Raw genomic sequence first — 23,706 nt, forward strand, 5'->3', positions numbered from 1 at the left:
GGGGGGCTACAGGCGCCGTACGGCCGCCGCGATCCGCTCGTCCGTCGCCGTCAGGGCCACGCGGACGAACTCCGCGCCGGCCGTGCCGTAGAAGTCGCCCGGGGCCACGAGGATGCCTCGTTCCGCGAGATGGGCGACCGTGTCCCAGCAGGACTCGCCCCGGGTGGCCCACAGGTAGAGGCTGGCCTCGCTGTGCTCGATGCGGAAGCCGTGGGACAGCAGAGCCTCGCGCAGGAGGGCGCGGCGGGACGCGTAGCGCTCGCGCTGGACGCGGACGTGCTCGTCGTCGCTCAGGGCCGCCACGACGGCCGCCTGTGTCGGCGCGGACGTCATCATGCCGCCGTGCTTGCGGATCTCCAGGAGGGGGCTCAGGACGGCCGGGTCGCCGGCCAGGAAGGCCGCGCGGTAGCCCGCGAGGTTCGAGCGCTTGGAGAGGGAGTGGACGGACACGATGCCGTCGTACGAGCCGCCGTTGACGTCGGGGTGCAGCACCGAGACCGGGTCGGCCTCCCAGCCCAGCTCCAGGTAGCACTCGTCGGAGAAGAGCAGGACGCCGTGCTCACGGGCCCAGGCCACGATCCGGGTGAGCTCCGCCTTCGACAGGACCTTGCCCGTGGGGTTCGACGGGGAGTTCAGCCAGAGGAGCTTCAGGCCCTTCGGGTCCAGCTCCGTCGGGTCGTCGTAGACCTCGTACTCGGCGCGGGCCAGGCGGGCGCCCACCTCGTACGTCGGGTAGGCCAGGCGCGGGTAGGCCACCCGGTCGCCGGGGCCGAGGCCCAGCTGGGTCGGGAGCCAGGCGACGAGTTCCTTGGAGCCGACGATCGGCAGGACGTGGCGGTGGGTGACGTCGCGGGCGCCGAGGCGGCGCTCGACCCAGCCGGTGATCGCGTCGCGCAGCTCGGGCGTGCCCCAGACGGTGGGGTAGCCCGGCGAGTCCGCCGCGTCGACCAGCGCTTTCTGGATCAGCTCGGGGACCGGGTCGACCGGGGTGCCGACGGACAGGTCCACGATGCCGTCCGGGTGGGCGGCGGCCGTGGCCTTGAACGGCGTCAGCTTGTCCCAGGGAAAAGCGGGGAGACGGTCGGAGACTGCGGACACGGATCTGGCTCACTTTCTGGTGCGTACGAGCCGTCGTAGGGCAAACGCCTCGGCCCCGTACGGCGATCAGGGCGTGATCGGGCCGTACGGGACCTCAGGGCCTGCCGTTTGGATCAGGCCGCAGACGCGGGGCCCGGCACGCACGTCTGCGGCGTTGTCGTCGGTCGCCGACGCTCCGCGTCGACTCCCTCCTCCGCCTTGCAGCCGCACGCACCAGACCCCGCTCACCGGCGATGACGAGACACCGCCGATTCCCTGCGACCTGATCCAAACGACAGGCCCAGCGGCGCGGTGTGCGGGCCGCTTGCGGTGGCTAGGCCTGTGGCGGCAGCGCGGCGATGAAGGGGTGGTCGCGCTCGATCAGCCCCAGCTTGCTGGCGCCGCCGGGCGAGCCGAGTTCGTCGAAGAACTCGACGTTCGCCTTGTAGTAGTCCTTCCACTCCTCCGGGGTGTCGTCCTCGTAGAAGATCGCCTCGACCGGGCAGACCGGCTCACAGGCACCACAGTCGACGCATTCGTCCGGGTGGATGTACAAGGACCGGGAGCCCTCGTAGATGCAGTCGACCGGGCACTCCTCGATGCACGCCTTGTCCTTGACGTCGACACAAGGCTGCGCGATGACGTAGGTCACGCTGTCGTTCCTCCTCGATAGGGCGCTGGCGGGCCTCCTCAGGCTCCGCCGCCTGGCGCGCGGGAGCGCGGCGTCGTCGATGCCCGCCCCTAGTATCTCCGTTCTTGGGCATGATCCGAACAGGAGGGGTGTACGGACCTGTGGAAATCTCAGCCGGCGGGCGTCTCGAGGTGGCCATCACCGCTGCTGACGTGGGCAAACGGGTCTCCGTACGGAGCTTGATCGAACACGCGGCTCCGGGTGAGAAGTTCACCGACACGGTCGGCGTTCTCACATCATGGGACAGCGGTGTGCTGCTGATCACACGCAGAAGCGGCGAGAGCGTCCGCATCGCGGAATCCTCGCTGGTCGCGGGGAAGGTCGTACCCGCCGCTCCGGCGCGTCGCCGTGGTCCGGCCGCCTCGTACGAGGAGCTGGCCCGGGTCGCCGCGCGGGCCTGGCGGTCCGTGGAGAGCGAGCGGCTCGGAGACTGGGAGCTGCGGGCCGCCTCCGGGTTCACGCGGCGGGCCAATTCGGTGCTGCCGCTCGGCGAGCCGGGCCTGCCGCTCGACGAGGCGCTCGGCGCCGTCCGGCGCTGGTACGACGAGCGCGGGCTGCCCGCCTACGTCCAGACCGCGACCGGCGCCGAGGGCACGCAGGAGCTGCTCTGCGCGGAGCTGGAGGCGCGGGGCTGGGTGCGGGAGGTGACCGCCGAGCTGTGGGTCGGGCCGCTGGCGCCGGTCGCCGACCGGGAGGAGCCGTCCGGGGTCGTGCTGTCCCGGGAGGCGGACGAGGCGTGGCTGGCGCGGTACCAGCGCAAGGGCGTGAGCGAGGTGGCGCTGCGGGTGCTCGGGAGCGGGCCCTCGGTGTGGTTCGCGACCGTGCCCGGTGCCACGGAGGGTGCCGCTCCGGCCGCCATCGGGCGGTGTGTCGTCGACGGGCGGTGGGCCGGGTTCGCCGCCGTCGAGGTCGATCCGGCGCTGCGGCGGCAGGGGCTGGGCACCGCCGTGATGGCGGCGCTGGCCCGGCGGGCCCTCGACGAGGGGGCGTCGGCCGCGTGGCTCCAGGTCGAGGCCGAGAACGCGGGAGCGCGGGAGCTGTACGCCGGGATGGGCTTCGCCGCGCACCACGCCTACCACCACTACCGGGCGCCGGAATCCGGCGGCACCGGCCGGTAACCGATCGTCGCGAGAGGGCACGAGCCAACTATGCGTCCCCCCTGTCCCCCGTCCCCTGAGCGCTCCGCCGAGCTGCGGCGGCGCTTCGCCGAGGAGGCCCGCTCCGAGCGGCCCGATCTGTCGACGCTGTGCCTGCTGGTGGGCGCGGAGGCGGACCGGGAGCTGGACGAGGCGGGCCTGGATGCCGCGCAGGTCGAGCTGGACCGGCTGGCCGGGCTGCTGCCGTACCGGCCCGGCGGGCCGCGCGCCTGGGCGGTCGCCCTGCGCGAGCTGCTGGGTGAGCGGATGGGCTTCGGCGGCAGCCCGGCCGACTACCAGCGGCTGGAGTCCTCGCTGCTGCACGAGGTGCTGGTGCGGCGCAGGGGGTTGCCGATTCTGCTGTCCGTGGTGTGGATGGAGGTCGCCCGGCGGGCCGGGGCGCCGGTGTACGGGGTGGCCCTGCCGGGGCATTTCGTCGTCGGGTTCGGGCCTGACGAGGGGCAGGTGCTCGCCGATCCGTTCGACGGGGGGCGGGTGCTGACGGGGGAGGACGCGGAGGTGCTGGTCGCCGGGGCGACGGGGGCGGGGATCGATCCGGCGATGCTGCGGCCTGCGGATCCGCTGGATGTGGTGCTGCGGATTCTGAACAACGTGCGGGCGTGGGCCGCGGCTCGGCCGGAGCGGTCGGATGTCGCGCTGTGGGCGGTCGAGCTGTCGCTGTTGTTGCCCTCGCATCCGGCTCGGTTGCGGTACGAGCGGGCGCAGTTGCTGGTGCAGCGGGGGGAGTTCCTGGGCGGGGCCTCGGAGCTGGAGGCCTATGCGGAGGTGGTGGAGGCCGTGGATGAGGCTGCGGCCGAGCAGGTTCGGGGGGAGGCTTTTGCGGCTCGGGCGATGCTCAATTGACGCCTTCTCGCCGTGGGGGCTTGTGTCGCGTCGCTTGTGCGGGTGCGTTGTGGCTGGTCGCGCAGTTCCCCGCGCCCCTGAGGGGGCGTTTTTACAACCAGCCCTTTTCGCGTGCTGTTCGGACCGCCTCTGCTCGGTTTCTCACCGCGAGCTTCTGGATGGCTGTGCTGAGGTAGTTGCGGACCGTGCCCTGGGAGAGGTGCAGGGTGGTTGCCAGTTCGGCGTTGGTGGAGCCGTCGGCGGCTGCTCGCAGGACCTCTCGTTCTCGGTCCGTGAGGGGGTTGGCGCCGTCGGCCAGGGCCGCTGCCGCGAGGGTGGGGTCGATGACGCGTTCGCCGGTGAGGACCTTGCGGATCGCGTCGGCGAGCTGGGCGGCGGGGGCGTCCTTGACCAGGAAGGCGTCGGCGCCGGACTCCATGGCGCTGCGGAGATAGCCGGGGCGGCCGAAGGTCGTGAGGATGACCAGCTTCACCGCCGGGAGCTCCTCGTGGAGGCGGGCCGCGGCCTCTATGCCGGTCGCACCGGGCATCTCGATGTCCAGGAGGGCGACGTCGACGGCGTGTGCGCGGGCCGCTTCCAGGACCTCGTCGCCGCGGGCCACCTGGGCGACGACCTCGATGTCCTCCTCCAGGCCGAGCAGAGCGGCCAGGGCCTCGCGGACCATCGACTGGTCCTCGGCGAGGAGGACCTTGATCGTGCGGCTCATGCCGGGGATCCTACGTCCGCCGGATGGGCCGTCGGCACGCGGGCGACCAGGCGGAAGCCGTGCTTGAGCGGGCCCGCCTCCAGGGTGCCGCCCGCCTTGGCCAGGCGTTCGGTGAGGCCCGTGAGGCCGTTGCCGTGGCCCCCGCCCGGGCCGCCGGAGCCGTTGTCCTCGACGGTGAGTTCGAGCACCGGGCCGTCGAGGGTCTGGCGGGGCAGCAGCCCGACCGTGCAGCGGCGGGCGCCGCTGTGCCGTACGACGTTGGTGACGGCCTCGCGCAGGGCCCAGGCGAGGGCGGACTCGCTCTCCTCGGGGACACCGGCGAGGCCGGGCGGCTCGGCGGGCAGGTCGGCGGTGACACCGGCCGCGGTCAGGGCGACCCGGGCACCGGCGAGTTCGGCGGCGAGGCGGGGGCGCCGGTAGCCGGTGACGGCCTCGCGTACGTCGACGAGGGCCTGGCGGCTGACCTGCTCGATGTCGGCGACCTGCTGGGCCGCCTCGTCGGGCCGGCCGGGGAGCATCCGGCCGGCCAGCTCGCTCTTGAGGGTGATCAGGGAGAGGGAGTGGCCGAGCAGGTCGTGCAGGTCCCTGGCCAGCCGCAGGCGTTCCTCGTTGGCGGCGAGCTGGGCGACGGTGGCGCGGGCCTCGCGCAGGGCGATGGTGGTGCGCACGAGTTCGCGTACGCCGGTCATGGCGAAGCCGCCGAGCAGGGCCGGGATGAGGAGCCCGGACAGATAGGCCAGGCCGTCGTGCGTCGCGAGTGCCACGGCGGTCAGCAGGGCGCAAGCGACCGGGATCGTCCAGCGGGCCAGGCGCAGGGGCAGGGCGGCCCCGGACGCGATCGAGACGTACACGAACAGCACCAGCCACTCGCGGCCCAGGGTGAGGGCGAGGAGCGTGGACTGGGCCGCGAGGACCCCGAGCGAGGCGAGCACCAGGCCGTTGCGCTCGCCGCGGCCGGTGCGGAAGACCAGCAGCATGTACCAGGTGACGAACGCGGCCAGGCCCAGCCAGCCGAGGATCCGTACGCCCGTGCTGTGGCCGCCGTGCAGCAGGTCGGTGACGGGTGCGCTCAGATAGACCAGCCAGATGCCGGTCCACAGCGACTTCACCGCCCGCTGCCTGCGGTTCACCGGGCGCTGCCCGATACCGAACCCGACGCCGCTCACGCCTTCAGGGTGTCCTTCCGGTACAGCCAGGCCGCGCCGCCCGCGAACAGGACGAACGACACCACGAGGACGGCGAGGTCCTGGACGTGCGGGGCGCGGCTCTGCTCGATGGCCTGCCCCAGGGCAGCGTACGCGTGCGTGGGAAGCCACTTCGCGATGTCCTGGAGCCAGGCCGGGAAGGTCGTCGTCGGCATCCACAGGCCGCCGAGCATCGACAGGCCGAAGTAGGTGATCATCGTGATCGGGCGGACCGCGTCGCCGCTGGCGAGGTAGCCGAGGGCGACGCCGAGCGCGGCGAAGACGAGGCTGCCGGCCCAGATCGCGCCGGTGAGGGCGAGCCACTGCCAGGCGTCCAGTCGTACGTGCTTCACGGCCGCCGCGACGGCGAAGACGATGACGATGGACGGCAGGCTGACGACGGCGGCGCTCGCGGTCTTGGCGAGGACGTAGCCGCGGCCCGGCAGGGTGGTCAGGCGCAGTTGCCGCACCCAGCCGCCCTCGCGCTCCTTGGCGATGCGCTCGCTGTTGCCCATGAGGACGGCCGTGAGAGCGCCGAAGGAGGCCATCGAGACCATCATGTAGGTCGGCAGGGTCAGGCCGGTGCCGGGGAGTTTCGTGGTGCTGTCGGAGTTGCCCGCGATGATCAGGAACAGGATCGACGGGTAGATCACCGAGAAGAAGAGGAACTTGCGGTTGCGCAGGGCGCGAGTGAGTTCCAGTTTGATCAGGCTGTTCACTTCGACTTCGCCTCCTCGGCGGCGGTGATCGCGACGAAGGCCTGCTCCAGGCCGAGCCCGGCGACTTCGAGGTTGCGGGGGTAGACGCCGAGGCCGTAGAGGGCGTGGACGGTCGCGTCGGCGTCGGTGGACTGGATGCGCACGGTCCGGCCGGAGAGGGCCAGGGAGGTCAGGAACGGCAGGCCGCGCAGGGCCGCCTCGTCGACGTCGCCCGCGAGGTCGAAGGAGACGCGGCGGGCGCCCGCCTTGGCCTTGATCTCGGCGGCCGTGCCGTCGGCGAGGAGCCGGCCGCGGTGCAGCACCAGGACCCGGTCGGCGACGGCGTCGGCCTCTTCGAGGTAGTGGGTGGCGAAGAGGACGGTCCGGCCCTGGTCGGCCTGTTCGCGCATGGTGGCCCAGAAGGCCTGGCGGGTGGTGACGTCCATGCCGGTGGTGGGCTCGTCCAGGACGATGAGGTCGCTGTCGCCCGCGGTGGCGAGGGCGAAGCGGACGCGCTGGGCCTGGCCGCCGGAGAGCTTGTTGACCTTGCGGTCGGCGATCTGCGCGATGCCCGCGCGGGACAGCACCTCGGAGGGCCGGTACGGCTTCGGGTGCAGATCGCAGGCGAGCCGCACCAGTTCGGCGACCGTGACCTCGTCCATCAGCCCGCCGCTCTGCAGCATGGCGCCCACGCGCCCGGCGACGATCGCCTCCCGGGGGCCCTCGCCGAAGAGCCGGACCGTGCCGCTGTCGGGCTTCTTGAGACCGAGGAGCAGATCGAGGGTGGTGGACTTGCCGGCACCGTTGGGGCCGAGCAGCGCCACGGTCTCCCCCGGACGCAGGGTCAGAGTCAGTCCGTCCACGGCCCGGACGGTGCCGTATGCCTTGCTCACCTGGTCGAACGCGACCACCGAGGCTGTCGTTGTCATACGGCCATGGTGGCTTCGGGGGTGTGGGCGGGGGCAGTGTCGGGCGTCCGGAGTGCCGGATGACAGATGTCATGCCGTGCGGGTGACGACGCGGAACAGCCCCTGCCCGGTCGGGGGCAGGGGCTGTCCGTCCGTGCGGTCTGTGCGGACCGTCCGAGGTCAGTTCGGCTTGGTCTCGATGACCCCGACGCGCTCCGCCGTCGTCTTGCCGCGCAGCGCCTTGCGCAGCGCCGCGACGACGTCCTGCGGAAGGACGTCGCGCTTGCCGCTCGCACCCTCGATCTGCACGCCGTCGAAGGTCGTGCCGTACGCCTCCTTGAGCGCCTTCAGGTCGTAGGTCTCCACAAGCTTGCCGTCGACGGCCTTGAACCCGAGGATCTTCGGCAGCGACAGCGCGCCGAACGGGATGCTGTGCGCCGCGTCGGTCTGTACGAAGGCCTTGGCCGACATCGCGGGCTGCGCGAAGTCCTTCAGCACCCGGTCGACCTCGGCATTCGAGACGGTCGGCTGCCGGGTCGTGGTCGGGAGGTCCACCGTGCCGGCGGTGCCCGTCTCCACCTGGGAGCGGTAGGCCTCCTCGACCGCGGCCGTCGACTTGGCGAGGTCGACGCCCTGGCCCGCCTTGCCGTACACGGCGACGGCCTTGCCGTTCTGGAACTTGATGGTGCCGTCGGAGGACGAGCCGGAGCCGCCGGCCGCGGTCTCCAGGGACGCGTGCAGCTTCTCCTCGTCGATGGGCATGACGGGAGTGACGACGCGGTGGTTGCCGAAGAGCGAGCCGATCACGGAGACCGGGTTGTAGTCGCTCTTGGCCGCCGCGTCGGCCGTGGCGTCCATGTCGAACTGGAGGCCCGCGTTGTCCGGGTCGAGGGACACGGCCTTGCCGCCCGCCGACAGCTTCAGCGGCTTGCCCGCCCGGTCGTCGAAGGCCTCGTCGAGCTTCTTGACCGCGCCGTCGCGGGTGGTGCCGCCGATGTCGACGCCGAGGACGCTGGTGCCCTTGGGGACGTCGGTGCGGTTCATCAGCAGACCGGCGCCGTAGAGGCCACCGGCGGCGACGACCACGCCGACCGCGAGCAGCACCAGCTTGTTGCGGCCCTTCTTCTTCGGCGCCTTCGAGGAGCTGGCCGGGGGCGGGGAGACCGGCTCGGGCAGCTTCGGGGCCCCGGGCGGCACCGGGCCGTCGCCGGGCGCGCCCGGGCCGAACGGGGAGGCCGCGCCGGACGGTACGACCGGGATGCCGCTGGTGACGGTGTGCCCGGAGACGTTGTCGTGGCGGGGGCCGAAGCCCGGGCCGTCCGGTTCGGGGGCCGGCTTCTGCGGGGTGAGGATGGCGGTGTCGTCGCTCATGCCGCCGCCGGGGGCGCCGCCCAGAGGGCCGGGGCCGCCTGCGCCGGCAGGGCCACCGGGGCCGCTCTTGCCGGCGGGGCCGCCGGGTGCGCCCGGGCGTCCGGGGCCACCGGGCCCGCCTATGGCTCCGGGCCCGCCCGGTCGGCCGGGGTCATTGAAGGCGCTGGGGGCGCCGGGGCCGCCGGAGCGGCCGGGCTCGTCGAAGGCGCCGGGGCCGCCGGGACCACCGGGCCTGCCCGGCTCTCTGAAGGCGCCGGGGCCGCCAGGACCGCCGGGGCCACCCGGTCGGCCCGGGGCACCGCGTCCACCCGGTCCGTCGAAGAAGGCGTCGGGACCGCTGCCCGGGGCGCCGGGTCCACCGGCCGGCGGCACCATCGGGCCGTCGCCGGTGACCGGACCGCCCGTCGGGCCGGACGGGCCCGGGGAGCCGGGACCGCCCTGGCCGCCGCGGTCGTTCTCCGCGAAGAACGGCAGATCGTCGCGGCGCGCGTCACCACCGCCACCGCCACTGCCCGGGGCGGGACGCGAGCCGTTGCCCAGCGGGCCCGCCGCCAGTGCCTCGGTGACGTCGAAGGAGCCGGTGCCGCCGCCGTGCCCGGGCGCGACGGGTCCGCCGGTCGCGCCGCCGGGAAGCCCCGCACCGTTCGTACCGCCGGGCCGGGAGCCGCCCGGCGCGCCCATGGAGCCGACCACGCCTCCGGGCCGCCCGGCACCCGGCCGGGCCCCACCGGGCGCACCGGGAGCGCCCGCGCCGGGAGCACCCGGACCAGGGGCGCCCGCGCCGGAACCGCCCGCCGCCGGGTTCGAACCGCCCGGGATACCGGCCCCGTTGGTGGAACCGCCGCCCTGACCGCCCGGTCCCGTGCCGGACTTGCGGGGCGCGAACCAGTCGCTGGTCGGCTTGTCGTCGGCGGGCTGCGCGGGCTCGGCGGGAGGCTCGACCGTGCCGGTGCCTCTGGAGGTCGCGGCACCCGGCGCGGAGGCCTCGTTGCCGCTGCCCGCGGCGGTCCCGGTGTCGGCCGAGCTCTCCGCGTCCGCGACGGGCTTGCGCACCACGACGGGCGGAATGGGCCGTGACCCGGGGATGTTGATCCGGATCCGGGTCGTCAGCGTGGTCTCGGTCTTGCGTTCCTCCGGCCGCGCGGCCGAACGGCCCGCGTCCGTACCGGCGTCGGAGACCGCGGGGGTCCCGTACGGCGGCGTACCCGACGGGTAGGCGGCTCCACCGCGCCCGTTGGGCCCGGAGGACGGAGTGTCAGTTTCACGACTCAAGGCAGGTTCTCCCGGTTGGCTCCGCCGCCCGACACAACCTCACGCGGGCAGCTCGGCGGCGCGCACCACCATACTGGCCACTTCTGGCCCGTATCCCACGACCGCCGGGAATCCCACACCGGACCCCCACGGGCACGTCCTGGCGAAGTGGTACGTCATTTGGCAAGTCGGACGGGGCCGCCGTCCGGTTGCCGCCCCGGGGCAAGGGTGGCGCAGATCACAGCAACACCGATGCCTCCGAGCAGGTAGAGATAGGAGCCGCTTCCCGCGGCGAAGAGGAAGTCGCCCTCGGGGCGGCTGGCCGTGAGCAGGATGACGGCGAGCATCCAGCCTGCGGCGGCCGCGACGCCGCCGATCCGGCCGCGGGTGACGAGTGACGCGCCCAGGACGGCTCCGGCCTCCCCGGCGAGGGCGAGCAGCAGCCCGCCCGGGAACCACGCGGGCTGCACCAGCGCCCCGGCCACGCCGACCACGGCGCCGAGCAGGAAGAACCCCAGACAGGCGGTGACCCGTGCGGCGGACGGCGGCCGCACGGGCTGGGCGAGCATCGGACTCCGGTCGCTCATGAGGTCTCCTCGACACCGGCGAACAGGTCGGTCTCCCGCTCACCGGGACCACGCTCGCCCCGCACCAGCTCGTAGTACTCGGTCGCCAGGATGGGCTGGGCGAGTTCGTTGGACAGCACGAAGTACGGCTCGGCCACGGTGACCTGGGTGGCGTGGGCGCGCATCGCGGCGGCCTTGGCGGCGGCGTGGGCGGTGCCGTCGACCACCGTGGTGACGCGCTCCTCGGCGACCACACCGGGGACGTCGTCGACCGCGGCCGCCTTGGTGAAGGGGAGGCCGGGCAGGTCGTCGTGGAGCCGGGCGAAGGCCTCCTCCACAACGGGGCGTGGGACCCGGTTCCAGTACACCTTCGCGACCGGGGCGCCGGCCTCGGCGGAGAGTTCGGCCGCGCGCATGGCGACGCGGTGGGCCTGGATGTGGTCGGGGTGGCCGTAGCCGCCGTCGTCGTCGTAGGTGACGAGGACCTGGGGGCGTACCTCGCGGATCACCTCGACGAGGTGGGCGGCGGCCTCGTCGACGTCGGCCTGCCAGAAGCAGCCGGGGTCGTCGTTGTCGGGCAGGCCCATCATCCCGGAGTCGCTGTAGCGTCCGGCGCCGCCGAGCAGGCGGACGTCCCGGACGCCGAGCTCGGCCATGGCGGCGGCGAGCTCCTGGCGGCGGTACTGCCCGAGGGCGGCGCCGGTCAGGTGCGCGAGCTCGGGCGGGATGACCTCCCCGCGTTCACCGAGGGTGCAGGTGACGAGGGTGACGTGCGCACCCTCTGCCGCGTACCTGGCCATGGTGGCGCCGTTGTTGATCGACTCGTCGTCCGGGTGCGCGTGCACCAGCAGCAGACGCCGGTCGGGCAGTTCCGTCATGGGAACCACCCTACGAGGTCCCGCGACCCCTGCTCACGAGGCCGTACGCGGGACCCGGGCGGTCAGAACTTGATGCTGCCGATCATGCCCGCGATGTTCGTCGTCAGCTCGCTGATCGTGGGAGCGACGGTCGAAGAGGCGAGGTAGAAGCCGAGCAGCATGCACACCACGGCATGCCCGGCTTTGAGTCCCGACTTCTTGATGAGCAAGAAGACGATGATCGCCAGCAGCACCACCGCCGAAATCGAGAGTGCCACGGCGGCTCACCTCCAAAGATCCACAAGGGCGCGGGGGGTCGGACTATGGGGGCATTAAATCCGTACAGCAGCCAGCAGGTTCATACCCACTATGCGACATTGATCATAACTATCCGTCCGTGCGCATCGATCGGCGCACGGCCGCACAAGGGGGCGCATGGCCAATATGGTCAGGGCATGACGACCGAGCCTGACTCCTTCCCCCGCCGGCACGCCCGCACCCAGCGCTTCACGCTCGGCGCGCCGCGTTCGTTCAGTGTGGCGCCCGACGGTTCACGTGTTGTTTTCCTGCGCTCCGGTTCCGGTACGGACCGGGCGAGTTCGCTGTGGGTCCTCGACACGGAGGAGGGCGCGGAGCGCGTGGCCGCCGACCCGCGTGCCCTGCTGGGCGGTGCCTCGGAGGATCTGTCGCCCGAGGAGCGGGCGCGGCGTGAGCGCAGCCGCGAGGGCGGGGCGGGGATCGTCGGGTACGCCACCGACGCGGCCGTGGAGCTGGCCTCTTTCGCCTTGTCAGGGCGGCTTTTCGCGGCCGAGCTGCGGGCCGGGACGGCGCGTGGGCTCGCCACGCCGGGGCCGGTGATCGACCCGCGTCCGTCGCCCGACGGGCGGCACATCGCCTATGTCGCGCAGGGCGCCCTGCGGGTGGTGGGCGCGGAGGGGGACGGTGACCGGGCGCTCGCCGAGCCGGATTCGGAGAATGTCTCATTCGGGCTCGCCGAGTTCATCGCGGCCGAGGAGATGGGGCGTTCGCGCGGCTTCTGGTGGGCTCCGGAGTCGGACCGGCTGCTGGTGGCCCGGGTGGACGACACCCCGGTGCAGCGGTGGTGGATCTCCGATCCGGCGCATCCGGGGCGTGAGCCGCAGCGGGTGGCGTATCCGGCGGCGGGCACCGGCAACGCGGAGGTGCGGCTGTTCGTGATCGGCCTGGACGGGGTGCGCACGGAGGTCGCCTGGGACCGGGCGCGGTATCCGTATCTGGCGCATGTCCACTGGTCAGCGGCGGGCGCGCCGCTGCTGCTCGTCCAGGCGCGCGATCAGCGCAGCCAGTTGATCCTGGCCGTGGATCCGGGGTCGGGCGCGACGCGGATGGTGCACGCCGACGAAGATCGAACATGGCTTGATCTTTTCCCCGGGGTGCCGTGCTGGAGCCCGTCCGGGCAGCTGGTCCGGATCGCGGACGAGGGCGGTGCGCGGGTGCTGGCGGTCGGGGAACGGCCGCTCACGGGAGCGCAGTTGCATGTCCGGACCGTGCTGGACGTCTCCGACGACGATGTGCTGGTCTCGGCGTCTGCGGGCGAGGAGGCCGCCGAGGCGGAGACGGGCCAGGTGCATGTGTACCGGGTGAACGAGCTGGGCGTGGAGCGGTTGTCGCAGGAGCCGGGGGTGCACTCGGCCGCGCGGGCCGGGGACGTCACCGTTCTGGTCTCGGCGACGCTGAATCAGCCAGGTGTGCGGCTGCAGGTACTGCGCGACGGAAAAGCGACGGCGACTGTCCCCTCTTACGCCGAAGACCCCGGTATGTCCCCCCGCGTGACGCTGACCGAGGGGGGCGCACGCCGCATCCCGTGCGCCGTGCTTATGCCTCGGGACTACGCCGGTGACACCCCCCTGCCGGTGCTCATGGACCCCTATGGCGGGCCGCACGGGCAGCGGGTGGTCGCAGCGCACAACCCGCACCTCACCTCGCAGTGGTTCGCGGACCAGGGCTTCGCGGTGATCGTCGCGGACGGCCGCGGCACCCCGGGGCGGTCCCCGGCCTGGGAGAAGGGCATCCACCACGACTTCACGCTGTCGCTCGACGACCAGGTGGAGGCGCTGCACGACCTCGCGGAGCGGTATCCCCTGGATCTGTCCCGGGTGGCGATCCGCGGCTGGTCCTTCGGCGGCTGGCTGGCGGGCCTCGCGGTGCTGCGCCGCCCGGATGTCTTCCACGCGGGCATCGCGGGGGCGCCGGTGACGGACTGGAGCCTCTACGACACGCACTACACCGAGCGCTACCTGGGCACCCCGGCGGAGCACCCGGAGTCGTACGCGGGGAGCTCCCTGGTGACCGCCGACGGGCTGTCCTCCCCCGCCGAGCCGCACCGCCCCCTGATGGTCGTGCACGGCCTCGCCGACGACAACGTGGTCGTGGCCCACGCCCTGCGCCTCTCCTCGGCCCTCCTGGCCGCCGGCCGCCCGCACGAGGTCCTGCCGCTGTCCGGGGTCACGCACATCACCCCGCAGGAACAGGTCGCCGAGAACCTGCTCCTCCTCCAGGTCGACTTCCTCAAGCGCTCCCTGGGCATCACCACCGCCTGAGCCCACGGCAACGGGCCGGGACGACATGGCGCGTCCCGGCCCGCTTACGGCACCCGCACGGCCGTACGGAGTTCAGCCTGACGCGTCCGTATATCGGGACCGGGTCGCCGAAGTTGCCTGCTTGTTAACGCAGTTGGCGGGGGTTTGCGGGCACTTGGGACGCCACCAGCTCGACCTCGAACCCGTCGGTGTCGGCGAGGTAGGCGGCGTGGTGGTCCGGGCCCCCGGCGTGGGGGTAGCGGTCGGCGAAGAGGGGCGTCCAGCCGTGTGCGGGCGCCTCGCTGGCCAGCGCGTCGACCTCCGCGGCCGTCCCGGCGTGGAACGCCAGATGGTTGAGGCCGGGCCGCATACGGTCGTGCTCGGCTCCCCGCAGGGCGGGGGACTGCTCGACGACGAGGTACGTCGCGCCCAGGCGCCAACTGCGCCCCCGTTCCCACTCCTGGTACGGGACATAGCCGAGGCGGCCCAGGAGCCAGCCCCACGCACGGGCCGCCCGGGGCAGATCGGGGACCCACAGCTCGATGTGATGCAGCATTCCTGACCCCCGTGGGAAACGCCGGTTCCCGGTGCCCTCGTCAGAAGGCACCGGGAACCGGGAGGGACGTCGTGCGGGGCCGTCAGGCCGCGTGGACCACGTCCTTCTCCTCGGCGAAGTGGCAGGCCGACTCGTGGGCCGCCGGGGTGTCGGCGTCCTCGAAGCGCGCGGGGATCGCCAGCAGGGGCACCTCCTCGGCGCACCTGTCCTGCGCCTTCCAGCACCGGGTGCGGAACCGGCAGCCGGAGGGCGGGTTGGCCGGGGACGGGACGTCGCCGGTCAGGATGATCCGCTCGCGGCCCTCACGGGCCTCCGGGTCCGGCACCGGGACCGCCGACAGCAGCGCCTGGGTGTAGGGGTGCGTCGGGTGGTCGTAGATCTGCTCGTCGGTTCCGATCTCGGCCATCTTGCCGAGGTACATGACCCCGACCCGGTCCGAGATGTGCCGGACGATCGACAGGTCGTGCGCGATGAAGAGGTAGGAGAGGTTGAACTCGTCCTGGAGCTTCTCCATCAGGTTGATGACCTGCGCCTGGACGGACACGTCCAGCGCGGAGACCGGCTCGTCGCAGATGATGATCTCGGGGTTGAGCGCGAGGCCGCGGGCGATGCCGATGCGCTGGCGCTGACCGCCCGAGAACTGGTGCGGATAGCGGTTGATGTACTCGGGGTTGAGGCCGACGACGTCCAGGAGCTCCTGGACCTTGCGGCGGCGGTCGCCCTTCGGGGCCACCTCGGGGTGGATCTCGAAGGTCTCCCCGATGATGTCACCCACCGTCATACGGGGGTTGAGTGAGGTGTACGGGTCCTGGAACACCATCTGGATGTTCCGGCGCACCGCCTTCAGCGCACGCCCGGACAGCTTGGTGATGTCCTGGCCCTTGTAGAAGATCTCGCCCGCGGTCGCCTTCTCCAGCAGCATCAGCAGCTTGGCGACCGTGGACTTGCCACAGCCGGACTCGCCCACGATGCCGAGCGTCTCGCCCTGGTAGAGGTCGAAGGAGATGCCGTCGACCGCCTTGACCGCCCCGACCTGTTTCTTGAACAGGATGCCCTGGGTCAGGGGGAAGTGTTTCACCAGGTTGCGCACCTGAAGGATCGGCTCGCCCCGCTCTACCGGCGCCTCGATCGCGGCGACCGCCTCCGACTCGGAGTGGGCGTCGACGACGTCGACCTCGGAGACGTGCGGCGTGGCGTCCTGCGGCTCGTCGGTCTTGCTGAGCTCAGCCATGGATCGTCTCCTTCCAGAAGTGGCAGGCCGATCCGCGGCCGGCCAGTTCGCCGCCGTCCCGCTCGGCGACCGGGTGCAGCGCCGGAATGTCCGTACGGCAGACGTCCTGGGCCTGGGGGCAGCGCGGGTTGAAGGCGCAACCGCTCGGGATGCGCAGCAGGTTGGGCGGCAGACCCTTGATCGCGTACAGCTCCTGGCCCTTCTGGTCCAGGCGCGGGATCGAGTCCAGCAGACCCTTGGTGTACGGGTGCGCGGGCCGCTTGTACAGCTCGTGCACCGGGGCGGTCTCCACGATCCGGCCCGCGTACATCACCGCGATCTTGTCCGCGACGTCGGCGACGACGCCGAGGTCGTGGGTGATCAGGATGAGGCCCATGTTGTACTCGCGCTGCAGCTCCGCCAGCAGGTCCATGACCTGGGCCTGGACCGTCACGTCGAGCGCCGTGGTCGGCTCGTCGGCGATGATCAGGTCCGGCTCCAGGGCGAGCGCCATCGCGATCATGATGCGCTGGCGCATACCGCCGGAGAACTGGTGCGGGTAGTCGCTGACGCGCGCCGCGGCGGCCGGGATCTTCACCCGGTCCATGAGCTCGATCGACTTGGCCTTGGCGTCCTTCTTGGACATGCCCTGGTGGACGCGGAACATCTCGCTGAGCTGGTAGCCCACGGAGAGCACCGGGTTCAGCGAGGAGAGCGCGTCCTGGAAGATCATCGCGATCTTGCTGCCGCGGATCTTCCGCCGCTCCTCGGCGGACATCTTCAGCATGTCCTGGCCGCGGAAGAGGATCTCCCCCTTGGGGATGCGGCCGGGGGGCATGTCGAGGATGCCCATGATCGCCTGCGCGGTCACGGACTTGCCGGAGCCGGACTCGCCGAGCACGGCGAGCGTCTCACCGGCGGCGACGGAGTAGTTGACGCCGTTGACGGCCTTGGCGACGCCGTCGCGGGTGCGGAACTCCACGTGCAGGTCACGGACTTCGAGCAGCGGGCGGCCCGCGTCCCCGGAGCTGTCCGGGGCGGGGCTCCCGGCCGTTTCATCGATGATGGTCACGTACGCCTCCCTCAGCGCAGCTTGGGGTCGAGGGCGTTGCGTACCGCATCGCCGAACATCAGGAACGAGAGCACCGTGATCGAGACCATCACCGACGGGATGATCAGGGTGTGGGGGGCGATACGGAGCTGCTCACGTCCACGCGCCACGTCGCCGCCCCAGGACACCGCCGTGTCACCGAGACCCACGCCCAGGAAGGACAGGGTGGCTTCGGCCGCGATGTAGCCGCCGAGCGCGATGGTCGCCACGACGATGATGGGTGCGAGCGCGTTGGGCAGGATGTGCCGGAACAGGATCCGGGACGTCGACGCGCCGAGTGCCTTGGCGGCCACCACGTAGTCCGCCTGCTTGATGGTGATCACGGCACCGCGGGCGACGCGGGCGATCTGGGTCCAGCCGAGGAAGGCGAGGGCCATGATGACGACCCAGACGGTGCGGTTGTCGAAGGAGTTGAGCACGACCAGGGCGCCGAGCAGGAACGGGATGCCGAGGAAGATGTCGGTCACCCGCGAGAGCAGGGTGTCGGTCCAGCCGCCGAAGTAGCCGGCGACCATGCCGATGAACGTGCCGATGACGGTGACGGCGACGGTGACACCCACGGCGACGGTGATCGAGGCGCGGGCACCGTAGACGACCCGTGCGTAGATCGAGCGGCCCTGGACGTCGTAGCCGAACCAGTCCGGGGCGAAGAGGTGGCCCCAGTTCGGCTTGCCGAGGTAGTGCTTGGCGAGGTCGGCGTCGCGCGGCGAGGCGCTGGTGAACAGTCCCGGCCAGATCGACATCACCAGCAGGAACACGATCAGCACGGCCGACACCAGGAACAGCGGGTTGCGCCGCAGATCGTGCCAGGCGTCGGACCACAGGCTGCGGGCCTTCTCGGGAGCCGGGCCGGCGTCGGTCACGACGACGCCCGCGGTGCTCACGGTGTCACCGGGAAGGGCTTCGACCTTCTTCTCGACGGTTTTGTCAGGCATACCGGATCCTCGGGTCCAGGACCGCGTAGAGCAGGTCCACGATCAAGCTGGCAGCGAGGTAGATGAGCACCATCAGCGAGGCGATTCCCACGACCGTGGCGCCCTCGCGACGGCTGAGCGCGTCGTAGATCTCGATACCGATACCGCGCACGTTGAAGATGCCCTCGGTCACGATGGCGCCGGTCATCAGGCTGCCGATCTCGATACCGAGGAAGGTGACCACGGGAATCAGCGAGTTGCGCATCAGGTGGACCCCGACGACACGGCGGCGCGGCAGCCCCTTGGCCACGGCGGTGCGGATGTAGTCGGAGCGCAGGTTCTCCGCGATCGACGTGCGGGTCAGTCGGGCGACGTAGGCCAGGGAGAGCGACGCCAGTACCGTCGCGGGCAGCGCGAGCTGGCCGAAGTCGGTCGAGTCGGTCACCGTCGGCGTCGTGACCTGCCACTTGAACGCCAGCAGGTACTGCAGCAGGAAGCCCAGCACGAAGGACGGCATCGAGACGAGGATCAGCGTCAGCGTCAGCAGGCCGCGGTCCCGCAGCGTGTCGGGGCGCAGGCCGGCGACGACACCGAGGCCGATGCCCACGACCGTGACGAAGGTGAAGGCGAAGATCGTCAGTCTGATCGTCACCGGGAACGCGTCGGCGATGACGTCCGCGATGGGCCGCTGACTGGCGATCTGGGTACCGAAGTCGCCCTGGAGCAGCCCGGTCATGTAGTTCACGTACTGCTGGATGAGCGGCTGATCGAGGCCGAGGTCCTTCTTGATGCTCGCGACCACCGTCGGGTCGTACGCCTGATCCCCCATCATCGCCCGGACGGGATCGCCGGGCAGGGCGTACATCATGCAGAAGATGAGCAAGGTTGATCCGATGAACACCGGGATCATCTGGAGCAGTCGTCGTGCGACATAGCGCCCCATAGGTGCCTCCGTGAGGGGTTAACGCAGGTGCGGGGGCCGTCTCCTGGTCACGAGACGGCCCCACGCACCTCCCACCGCCACCGAGGGCGGCGGCGGGCTTACGGCCGAGTGGGAAGAGCCTGCGAGGCTCCTCTTACTTGGTGGTGACGGCCCACACTTCGAGGTCACCGTGGAAGTCGACGTTGACGTTGTCGACGTTCTTACCGTGGCCGCCGTTGATGCGGTAGTACCAGAGCGGGATGGCCGGCATGTGCTCGACCAGCTTCTTCTCGACCTCCTGGAAGGCCTTCACCGACTCGTCGAGGGACTTGGCCTTGTCGGCCTCGTTCATCAGCTTGTCGATCTCCTTGTTGGAGAAGCGACCGTTGTTGGCCTCGGCGGTGGTGTGGTACAGCTCCTTCATGAAGTTGGCGTTGACCGGGTAGTCGGCGACCCAGCCACCGCGGTACATGCCCTTCACCTGGTCGTTGTCACGGGCCTCGAGGTCCGTGGCGAAGTCCGGCTTGGGGTCGCCGACGCAGTCGACACCGGTGGCCTTGCGGATGGACTCGCAGACCGCGGTCACCCACTCCTTGTGCCCACCGTCGGTGTTGTACTGGACGGTGAACTTGTTGCCCGGAACGCCACCGCCCTCCTCGATGAGCTGCTTGGCCTTCGTCGGGTTGTACGTGAACACGTCGGTGTCCAGGTTCTGGTTGCCCTTGACGCCGGGCGGAGTGAAGGACTCGGCCGGCGTACGGGTGTTGTTCAGAACCGTCTTGGTGATCGTGTTGCGGTCGATCGCCATCGACAGACCCTGCAGGACCTTCGGGTCGATGTCCTTGAAGGTCTTGGAGTAGAACGCCGGGGTCAGCGTCTGGATGGCCGCGTACGGCTGCTCGATGGCGCCGTCGCCCAGGTCCTGCTTGTACTTCGGCAGGTCCGTCGGGCCGACCTGGCGGATCATGTCCAGGTTGCCGGAGACGACGTCCTTGTAGGCGGCCTCGAGCGTCGTGTAGGCCTTGAACTGGACGCCCTTGTTCTTCGCCTTGTTCGGGCCCTGGTACTCGTCCCAGGCCTTGACCTGGATGAGCTTCTTGTGGTCCCACTTCTCGAACTTGTAGGGACCGTTGCCGACCGGCTTCTGGCCGAAGGCCTTCGGGTCGTCGTAGAAGACCTTGGGCAGCGGGGCCCACGTGGTGTAGCCGAGCTTGTAGTTGAAGTACGGCATCGTGTTCTTCAACTCGATGGTGAAGGTGTGGTCGTCCACGGCCTTCAGACCGGACATGGTCTCGGCCTTCGGGTCACCCTTCTCCGGGTGGACATCGTCGTAGCCCTTGATGTCCTGGAACCAGAAGGAGTTCTGCTGGTTGTTCTTGATGTTGGCGTACCAGTTCCAAGCGTCGATGTACGACTTGGAGGTGACTTCCTCGCCGTTGTGGAACTTCCAGCCCTTCTTGAGCTTGACCGTCCACGTCTTGGAGTCGTCGGTGGTGACCGACTCCGCGTTCGTGTAGACGATCTCGCCCTTGGAGTCGAAGTCCAGCAGCTGCGTGAACAGGGACTGGATGACGTACGAGCCGTTGCTCTCGTTGGTGTCAGCCGGGATCAGCGGCTTCTGGGGCTCACCGACGTCGATCGAGACGTATCCGGCCGGCCCGGAACCCTTGCTGTTCCCCTCGCCGTCACTGTCGCCGCCGCAGGCGGTGGCGGCCAGGGCGACGACTATCGCCCCCGCGACCCACTTGGCGCTCCTGGCACCGCGCATGGGTTCCTCCTATGAAGTCATTGGTTCACCGCGAAGGGAGCACAGGACAGATCACGGCGCCCGCCCGTCGCCGGTGCCGGAATTCGTCGAGTGCCCCCGCGCTCGTGAGTCGCGCCGCTGCCGGCTACTGACCCGTACATCCGAGCTCTACGCGCCTAACTATCTGCCAAACGCCCAGACCGAACCACACTCTCGAGGTCTCGGTTCGATCACAGCTCAAGCCTACTTCTTCCAAAATCCGGACAAAGGGTTTGGTGAAAGATCCCTGCGAAACGGACTTGTTACACATCTATCGGTGGCTGGTGTCCGCATTCCGGACACAGAGATGAGATAAACGGGTTGCGACTCCCGTGGCTGCCGTGCAGGGTGCCACCGGCGGCTGTCGCCGTCTCAAGAGGCTTCCGCCGTAAGGCCGTTGACCGGCTCCTGGCTCAGGGCAGGGTGCAGCGCTTTCGCGACAGGTTAGTGGGAGCGGGGCGTTCCGCAGTGCTGCGCCGGCCAAATCGAGGGTTTTCCCTCACCCTTGCCTTCGCGTTCCCCCGTCTTTACGACGACCCTTTACGACGACGCCGGGCACCCCGCTGATGCGGGGTGCCCGGCGTCGTCGTGCGGTGAGAGGCGTCAGCCGTGCTTGGCGCGGCTCGCGGCGCGGGCGCGCTCGCGGGCGTCCAGGTTCACCTTGCGGATGCGCACGGCCTCCGGGGTGACCTCGACGCACTCGTCGTCGCGGCAGAACTCCAGGGACTGCTCCAGGGAGAGCTTGCGCGGCGGGACGATCGCCTCGAACGAGTCGGCCGACGAGGACCGCATGTTCGTGAGCTTCTTCTCCTTGGTGATGTTGACGTCCATGTCGTCGGCGCGGGAGTTCTCGCCGACGATCATGCCCTCGTACACCTCGGTGCCCGGCTCGGTGAACAGCACGCCGCGCTCCTGGAGGTTGGTCATCGCGAACGCGGTGACCGCACCGGAGCGGTCGGCGACCAGGGAGCCGTTGTTACGGGTCTGGAGCGCGCCGAACCAGGGCTCGAAGCCCTCGTGGATGGAGTGGCCGATGCCCGTGCCGCGGGTCTGGGTCAGGAACTCCGTACGGAAACCGATCAGACCGCGGGAGGGGACGACGAACTCCATGCGGACCCAGCCGGAGCCGTGGTTGGACATGTTGTCCATGCGGCCCTTGCGGACGCCCATGAGCTGCGTGACGGCGCCCATGTGCTCCTCGGGCACGTCGATCGTCATGCGCTCGACGGGCTCGTGCGTCTTGCCGTCGACCTCCTTGGTGACGACCTGCGGCTTGCCGATGGTCAGCTCGAAGCCTTCCCGGCGCATGGTCTCGACGAGGATCGCGAGGGCCAGCTCGCCACGGCCCTGGACCTCCCAGGCGTCGGGGCGCTCGGTGTCCAGCACGCGGAGGCTGACGTTACCGATCAGCTCGCGGTCGAGGCGGTCCTTGACCTGGCGGGCGGTGACCTTGCGGTCCTTGACGGCGCCCTTGTTGTCGGCGCCCTTGCCGGTGGCACCACGGCCGACCAGCGGGGAGGTGTTGGTGCCGATGACCATGGAGATCGCGGGCTGGTCGACCGTGATCAGCGGCAGTGCGACCGGGTTCTCCGGGTCGGCCAGGGTCTCGCCGATCATGATGTCCGGGATACCGGCGACCGCGCAGATGTCACCGGGGCCGGCCATCTCGGCCGGCTTGCGGGTGAGCGCCTCGGTCATCATCAGCTCGGTGATGCGGACGTTGCTGACGGACCCGTCGCGCTTCATCCACGCGACCGTCTGGCCCTTGCGCAGCTCGCCCTGCTCGACGCGGAGCAGCGCGATACGGCCGAGGAAGTTGTCGGCGTCCAGGTTGGTGACGTGGGCCTGGAGCGGGGCGGCCTCGTCGTACGTCGGCGCCGGGATGTGCTCCAGGATCGTGGAGAAGAACGGCTCCAGGCTGGTGGAGTCGCCCGGGACCGTGCCGTTGTCGGGCTTGGTCAGCGAGGCGATGCCGTCACGGCCGCAGGCGTAGACGATCGGGAACTCGATCTGCTCCTCGTCGGCGTCCAGGTCGAGGAAGAGGTCGTACGTCTCGTTGACGACCTCGTCGATCCGGGAGTCCGGGCGGTCCGTCTTGTTGATGCACAGGATGACGGGCAGACGCTGCTGCAGCGCCTTGCGCAGCACGAAGCGGGTCTGCGGCAGCGGGCCCTCGGAGGCGTCGACGAGCAGGACGACACCGTCGACCATCGACAGACCGCGCTCGACCTCACCGCCGAAGTCGGCGTGGCCGGGGGTGTCGATGATGTTGATGGTGATGACCTCCCCGCCGTCCTTCGGGTGGTACTTCACCGCCGTGTTCTTGGCCAGGATCGTGATGCCCTTCTCACGCTCCAGGTCGTTCGAGTCCATCATGCGGTCGTCGACGCCTTCGAGCTGGTGGGCGGCGAAGGCACCGGCCTGCTTCAGCATGCCGTCGACGATGGTCGTCTTGCCGTGGTCGACGTGGGCGACGATGGCGACGTTGCGGATGTCGTGGCGCGTGGCCATAAGAAGGCGTACTCCCGGAGTGTGAGGAATGCCCTGCGCGGACGTCTGCGGTGCGCGGGCCCTGCCGGGCTGAACGTGCCACGGCCACACCCCATGGTACGGGTGCGCGGCCGTTGGGGTGAGCCGGGATACGTCAGTGCAGGTCAGAGGTCCTGCGCGGCCTCGGATCCGGCGGGACAGGTCTGCTCGGCGGCGAGCCGGCCGGCCTCTTCGTCCGAGGACATGGAACAGGGCAGGAATCCGGCGCCGGTCCCTTCCCAGGTCCGCACATGGCCCTTGGCGGGCTCGCCGTCCCCGCAGGTGTGGGTGAAGTCGGCCTCGACCAGGTCGATCGCCGCCCACGAGTAGTACGCGCCGAAGTGGTCGCCGGTCGCCGACTCGAAGTAGTGGTCGTCCCGAGGCCGCTCCGTCTCCGACGGGCCCGCGAGCGGTTCATCGACCTTCAGGTGCTTGCCCAGCGCCTTGATCACACCGGCCGCGTCGGCGCCCTCGGGGGTACCGGTCACCGAAGGCCGGTACACCGTGTCACCGACGGGCTCGAGACGGGCCGAGTAGGTGGCGGTCTTCTTCTTGAACCTGATCGGGTCGGACAGCGCGGTCAGCCGCTGCTCCCGGCGGACGCCGGACCATGCGTACGTACCGTCCGCGCAGGCCTCGGCCTTGTCCTCCCCGCTGCCGCCGGAGTCCCCCGTGCACGCCGTCAGCCCCGTCATCAGCGCCCCGATGACCAGCCCCGTCGCCCAGGTCAGCCGTACTCTGCCGCGCATGCGCCGGCCCCGTCCCCCGTGTACGGACGCCAGGGAGCCCGCACCATGATCACTGTCGTGTT

At 70.7% G+C, this 23,706-nt stretch carries 21 protein-coding genes; 3 read left to right on the top strand and 18 right to left on the bottom strand.

All coding sequences use genetic code 11. The features are described from left to right. Positions 1-6 precede the first annotated feature (6 nt). Positions 7-1,098, bottom strand: coding sequence for a bifunctional succinyldiaminopimelate transaminase/glutamate-prephenate aminotransferase (locus KJK29_RS11950; protein WP_215118732.1), 1,092 nt, complete (start codon positions 1,096-1,098; stop codon positions 7-9). 313 nt (positions 1,099-1,411) lie between these two features. Next, a complete protein-coding gene (gene fdxA / locus KJK29_RS11955; protein ID WP_010047804.1) occupies positions 1,412-1,729 on the bottom strand; it encodes a ferredoxin in 318 nt (105 codons plus the stop codon). Positions 1,730-1,869: 140 nt separating this feature from the next. Between fdxA and KJK29_RS11960 the strand changes: the two genes are divergently transcribed. Together KJK29_RS11960 and KJK29_RS11965 are read left to right on the top strand one after the other, a co-directional pair. After that, positions 1,870-2,886: a GNAT family N-acetyltransferase gene (locus tag KJK29_RS11960; protein ID WP_215118734.1), complete on the top strand. Its 1,017-nt coding sequence runs from the start codon at positions 1,870-1,872 to the stop codon at positions 2,884-2,886. Between the two features lie 30 nt (positions 2,887-2,916). Continuing rightward, on the top strand, positions 2,917-3,768 hold the full coding sequence (locus KJK29_RS11965; RefSeq protein WP_215118736.1) for a transglutaminase family protein: 852 nt from the start codon (positions 2,917-2,919) through the stop codon (positions 3,766-3,768). A gap of 91 nt (positions 3,769-3,859) precedes the next feature. On the opposite strand, the gene KJK29_RS11970 is transcribed toward KJK29_RS11965, so the two are convergent. From KJK29_RS11970 to KJK29_RS12005, 8 genes are all read right to left on the bottom strand, one after another. Further along, positions 3,860-4,474 (bottom strand): response regulator transcription factor, encoded by a 615-nt coding sequence (locus tag KJK29_RS11970; protein WP_215118738.1) that lies wholly within the window; start codon positions 4,472-4,474, stop codon positions 3,860-3,862. Beyond that, positions 4,471-5,640 (bottom strand): sensor histidine kinase, encoded by a 1,170-nt coding sequence (locus tag KJK29_RS11975; protein WP_215118739.1) that lies wholly within the window; start codon positions 5,638-5,640, stop codon positions 4,471-4,473. The genes KJK29_RS11970 and KJK29_RS11975 overlap by 4 nt, the downstream gene beginning before the upstream one ends. After that, complete coding sequence (locus KJK29_RS11980) at positions 5,637-6,377, bottom strand: ABC transporter permease (RefSeq protein WP_215118741.1); 741 nt, start codon at positions 6,375-6,377, stop codon at positions 5,637-5,639. Before KJK29_RS11980 ends, KJK29_RS11975 begins: the two co-directional genes overlap by 4 nt. After that, positions 6,374-7,285: an ABC transporter ATP-binding protein gene (locus KJK29_RS11985; RefSeq protein WP_215118742.1), complete on the bottom strand. Its 912-nt coding sequence runs from the start codon at positions 7,283-7,285 to the stop codon at positions 6,374-6,376. The genes KJK29_RS11980 and KJK29_RS11985 overlap by 4 nt, the downstream gene beginning before the upstream one ends. Positions 7,286-7,444: 159 nt before the next feature. Then, complete coding sequence (locus KJK29_RS11990; RefSeq protein WP_215118744.1) at positions 7,445-9,907, bottom strand: hypothetical protein; 2,463 nt, start codon at positions 9,905-9,907, stop codon at positions 7,445-7,447. Positions 9,908-10,062: 155 nt separating this feature from the next. After that, positions 10,063-10,473, bottom strand: coding sequence for a DUF6113 family protein (locus KJK29_RS11995; RefSeq protein WP_215118746.1), 411 nt, complete (start codon positions 10,471-10,473; stop codon positions 10,063-10,065). Continuing rightward, a complete protein-coding gene (gene mshB, locus KJK29_RS12000; RefSeq protein WP_215118748.1) occupies positions 10,470-11,330 on the bottom strand; it encodes an N-acetyl-1-D-myo-inositol-2-amino-2-deoxy-alpha-D-glucopyranoside deacetylase in 861 nt (286 codons plus the stop codon). Before mshB ends, KJK29_RS11995 begins: the two co-directional genes overlap by 4 nt. 62 nt (positions 11,331-11,392) lie before the next feature. After that, complete coding sequence (locus KJK29_RS12005; protein ID WP_019755516.1) at positions 11,393-11,587, bottom strand: hypothetical protein; 195 nt, start codon at positions 11,585-11,587, stop codon at positions 11,393-11,395. A gap of 177 nt (positions 11,588-11,764) precedes the next feature. On the opposite strand from KJK29_RS12005, the gene KJK29_RS12010 reads away from it, so the two are divergent. Beyond that, the gene (locus tag KJK29_RS12010; RefSeq protein WP_215118749.1) at positions 11,765-13,888 is read left to right on the top strand and encodes a prolyl oligopeptidase family serine peptidase; all 2,124 of its coding nucleotides are present in this window, start codon (positions 11,765-11,767) and stop codon (positions 13,886-13,888) included. 124 nt (positions 13,889-14,012) lie between these two features. Here KJK29_RS12010 and KJK29_RS12015 read toward each other — a convergent pair whose 3' ends face one another. From KJK29_RS12015 to KJK29_RS12050, 8 genes are all read right to left on the bottom strand, one after another. Further along, the gene (locus KJK29_RS12015; protein WP_215118751.1) at positions 14,013-14,423 is read right to left on the bottom strand and encodes a VOC family protein; all 411 of its coding nucleotides are present in this window, start codon (positions 14,421-14,423) and stop codon (positions 14,013-14,015) included. Between the two features lie 82 nt (positions 14,424-14,505). Continuing rightward, positions 14,506-15,654, bottom strand: coding sequence for an ABC transporter ATP-binding protein (locus tag KJK29_RS12020; protein WP_215118752.1), 1,149 nt, complete (start codon positions 15,652-15,654; stop codon positions 14,506-14,508). Next, positions 15,647-16,705 (bottom strand): ABC transporter ATP-binding protein, encoded by a 1,059-nt coding sequence (locus KJK29_RS12025; RefSeq protein ID WP_215118753.1) that lies wholly within the window; start codon positions 16,703-16,705, stop codon positions 15,647-15,649. The genes KJK29_RS12020 and KJK29_RS12025 overlap by 8 nt, the downstream gene beginning before the upstream one ends. A gap of 11 nt (positions 16,706-16,716) precedes the next feature. Continuing rightward, the gene (locus KJK29_RS12030) at positions 16,717-17,679 is read right to left on the bottom strand and encodes an ABC transporter permease (protein WP_215118755.1); all 963 of its coding nucleotides are present in this window, start codon (positions 17,677-17,679) and stop codon (positions 16,717-16,719) included. Then, positions 17,672-18,601, bottom strand: coding sequence for an ABC transporter permease (locus KJK29_RS12035; RefSeq protein ID WP_215118757.1), 930 nt, complete (start codon positions 18,599-18,601; stop codon positions 17,672-17,674). The genes KJK29_RS12030 and KJK29_RS12035 overlap by 8 nt, the downstream gene beginning before the upstream one ends. Positions 18,602-18,734: 133 nt before the next feature. After that, positions 18,735-20,348 carry a peptide ABC transporter substrate-binding protein gene (locus KJK29_RS12040; RefSeq protein WP_215118759.1) on the bottom strand — a complete coding sequence of 538 codons (1,614 nt, stop codon included), beginning with the start codon at positions 20,346-20,348 and terminating at the stop codon, positions 18,735-18,737. 621 nt (positions 20,349-20,969) lie between these two features. Next, a complete protein-coding gene (typA, locus tag KJK29_RS12045) occupies positions 20,970-22,877 on the bottom strand; it encodes a translational GTPase TypA (RefSeq protein WP_215118767.1) in 1,908 nt (635 codons plus the stop codon). A gap of 143 nt (positions 22,878-23,020) precedes the next feature. Beyond that, positions 23,021-23,644 carry a hypothetical protein gene (locus tag KJK29_RS12050; protein WP_215118769.1) on the bottom strand — a complete coding sequence of 208 codons (624 nt, stop codon included), beginning with the start codon at positions 23,642-23,644 and terminating at the stop codon, positions 23,021-23,023. Positions 23,645-23,706: the final 62 nt, after the last annotated feature.

The sequence above is a fragment of the Streptomyces koelreuteriae genome (assembly GCF_018604545.1).
GTDB classification, from domain to species: Bacteria; Actinomycetota; Actinomycetes; order Streptomycetales; family Streptomycetaceae; genus Streptomyces; species Streptomyces koelreuteriae.

Coding starts and splice junctions, on each gene's coding strand:
- mshB (WP_215118748.1), bottom strand. CDS start 11,330: ATGACGGAACTGCCCGACCGGCGTCTGCTGCTGGTGCACGCGCACCCG.
- KJK29_RS12040 (WP_215118759.1), bottom strand. CDS start 20,348: ATGCGCGGTGCCAGGAGCGCCAAGTGGGTCGCGGGGGCGATAGTCGTC.
- KJK29_RS12010 (WP_215118749.1), top strand. CDS start 11,765: ATGACGACCGAGCCTGACTCCTTCCCCCGCCGGCACGCCCGCACCCAG.
- KJK29_RS12035 (WP_215118757.1), bottom strand. CDS start 18,601: ATGGGGCGCTATGTCGCACGACGACTGCTCCAGATGATCCCGGTGTTC.
- KJK29_RS11970 (WP_215118738.1), bottom strand. CDS start 4,474: ATGAGCCGCACGATCAAGGTCCTCCTCGCCGAGGACCAGTCGATGGTC.
- KJK29_RS12015 (WP_215118751.1), bottom strand. CDS start 14,423: ATGCTGCATCACATCGAGCTGTGGGTCCCCGATCTGCCCCGGGCGGCC.
- KJK29_RS12030 (WP_215118755.1), bottom strand. CDS start 17,679: ATGCCTGACAAAACCGTCGAGAAGAAGGTCGAAGCCCTTCCCGGTGAC.
- KJK29_RS11985 (WP_215118742.1), bottom strand. CDS start 7,285: ATGACAACGACAGCCTCGGTGGTCGCGTTCGACCAGGTGAGCAAGGCA.
- KJK29_RS11995 (WP_215118746.1), bottom strand. CDS start 10,473: ATGAGCGACCGGAGTCCGATGCTCGCCCAGCCCGTGCGGCCGCCGTCC.
- KJK29_RS12050 (WP_215118769.1), bottom strand. CDS start 23,644: ATGCGCGGCAGAGTACGGCTGACCTGGGCGACGGGGCTGGTCATCGGG.
- KJK29_RS11965 (WP_215118736.1), top strand. CDS start 2,917: ATGCGTCCCCCCTGTCCCCCGTCCCCTGAGCGCTCCGCCGAGCTGCGG.
- typA (WP_215118767.1), bottom strand. CDS start 22,877: ATGGCCACGCGCCACGACATCCGCAACGTCGCCATCGTCGCCCACGTC.
- KJK29_RS12020 (WP_215118752.1), bottom strand. CDS start 15,654: ATGGCTGAGCTCAGCAAGACCGACGAGCCGCAGGACGCCACGCCGCAC.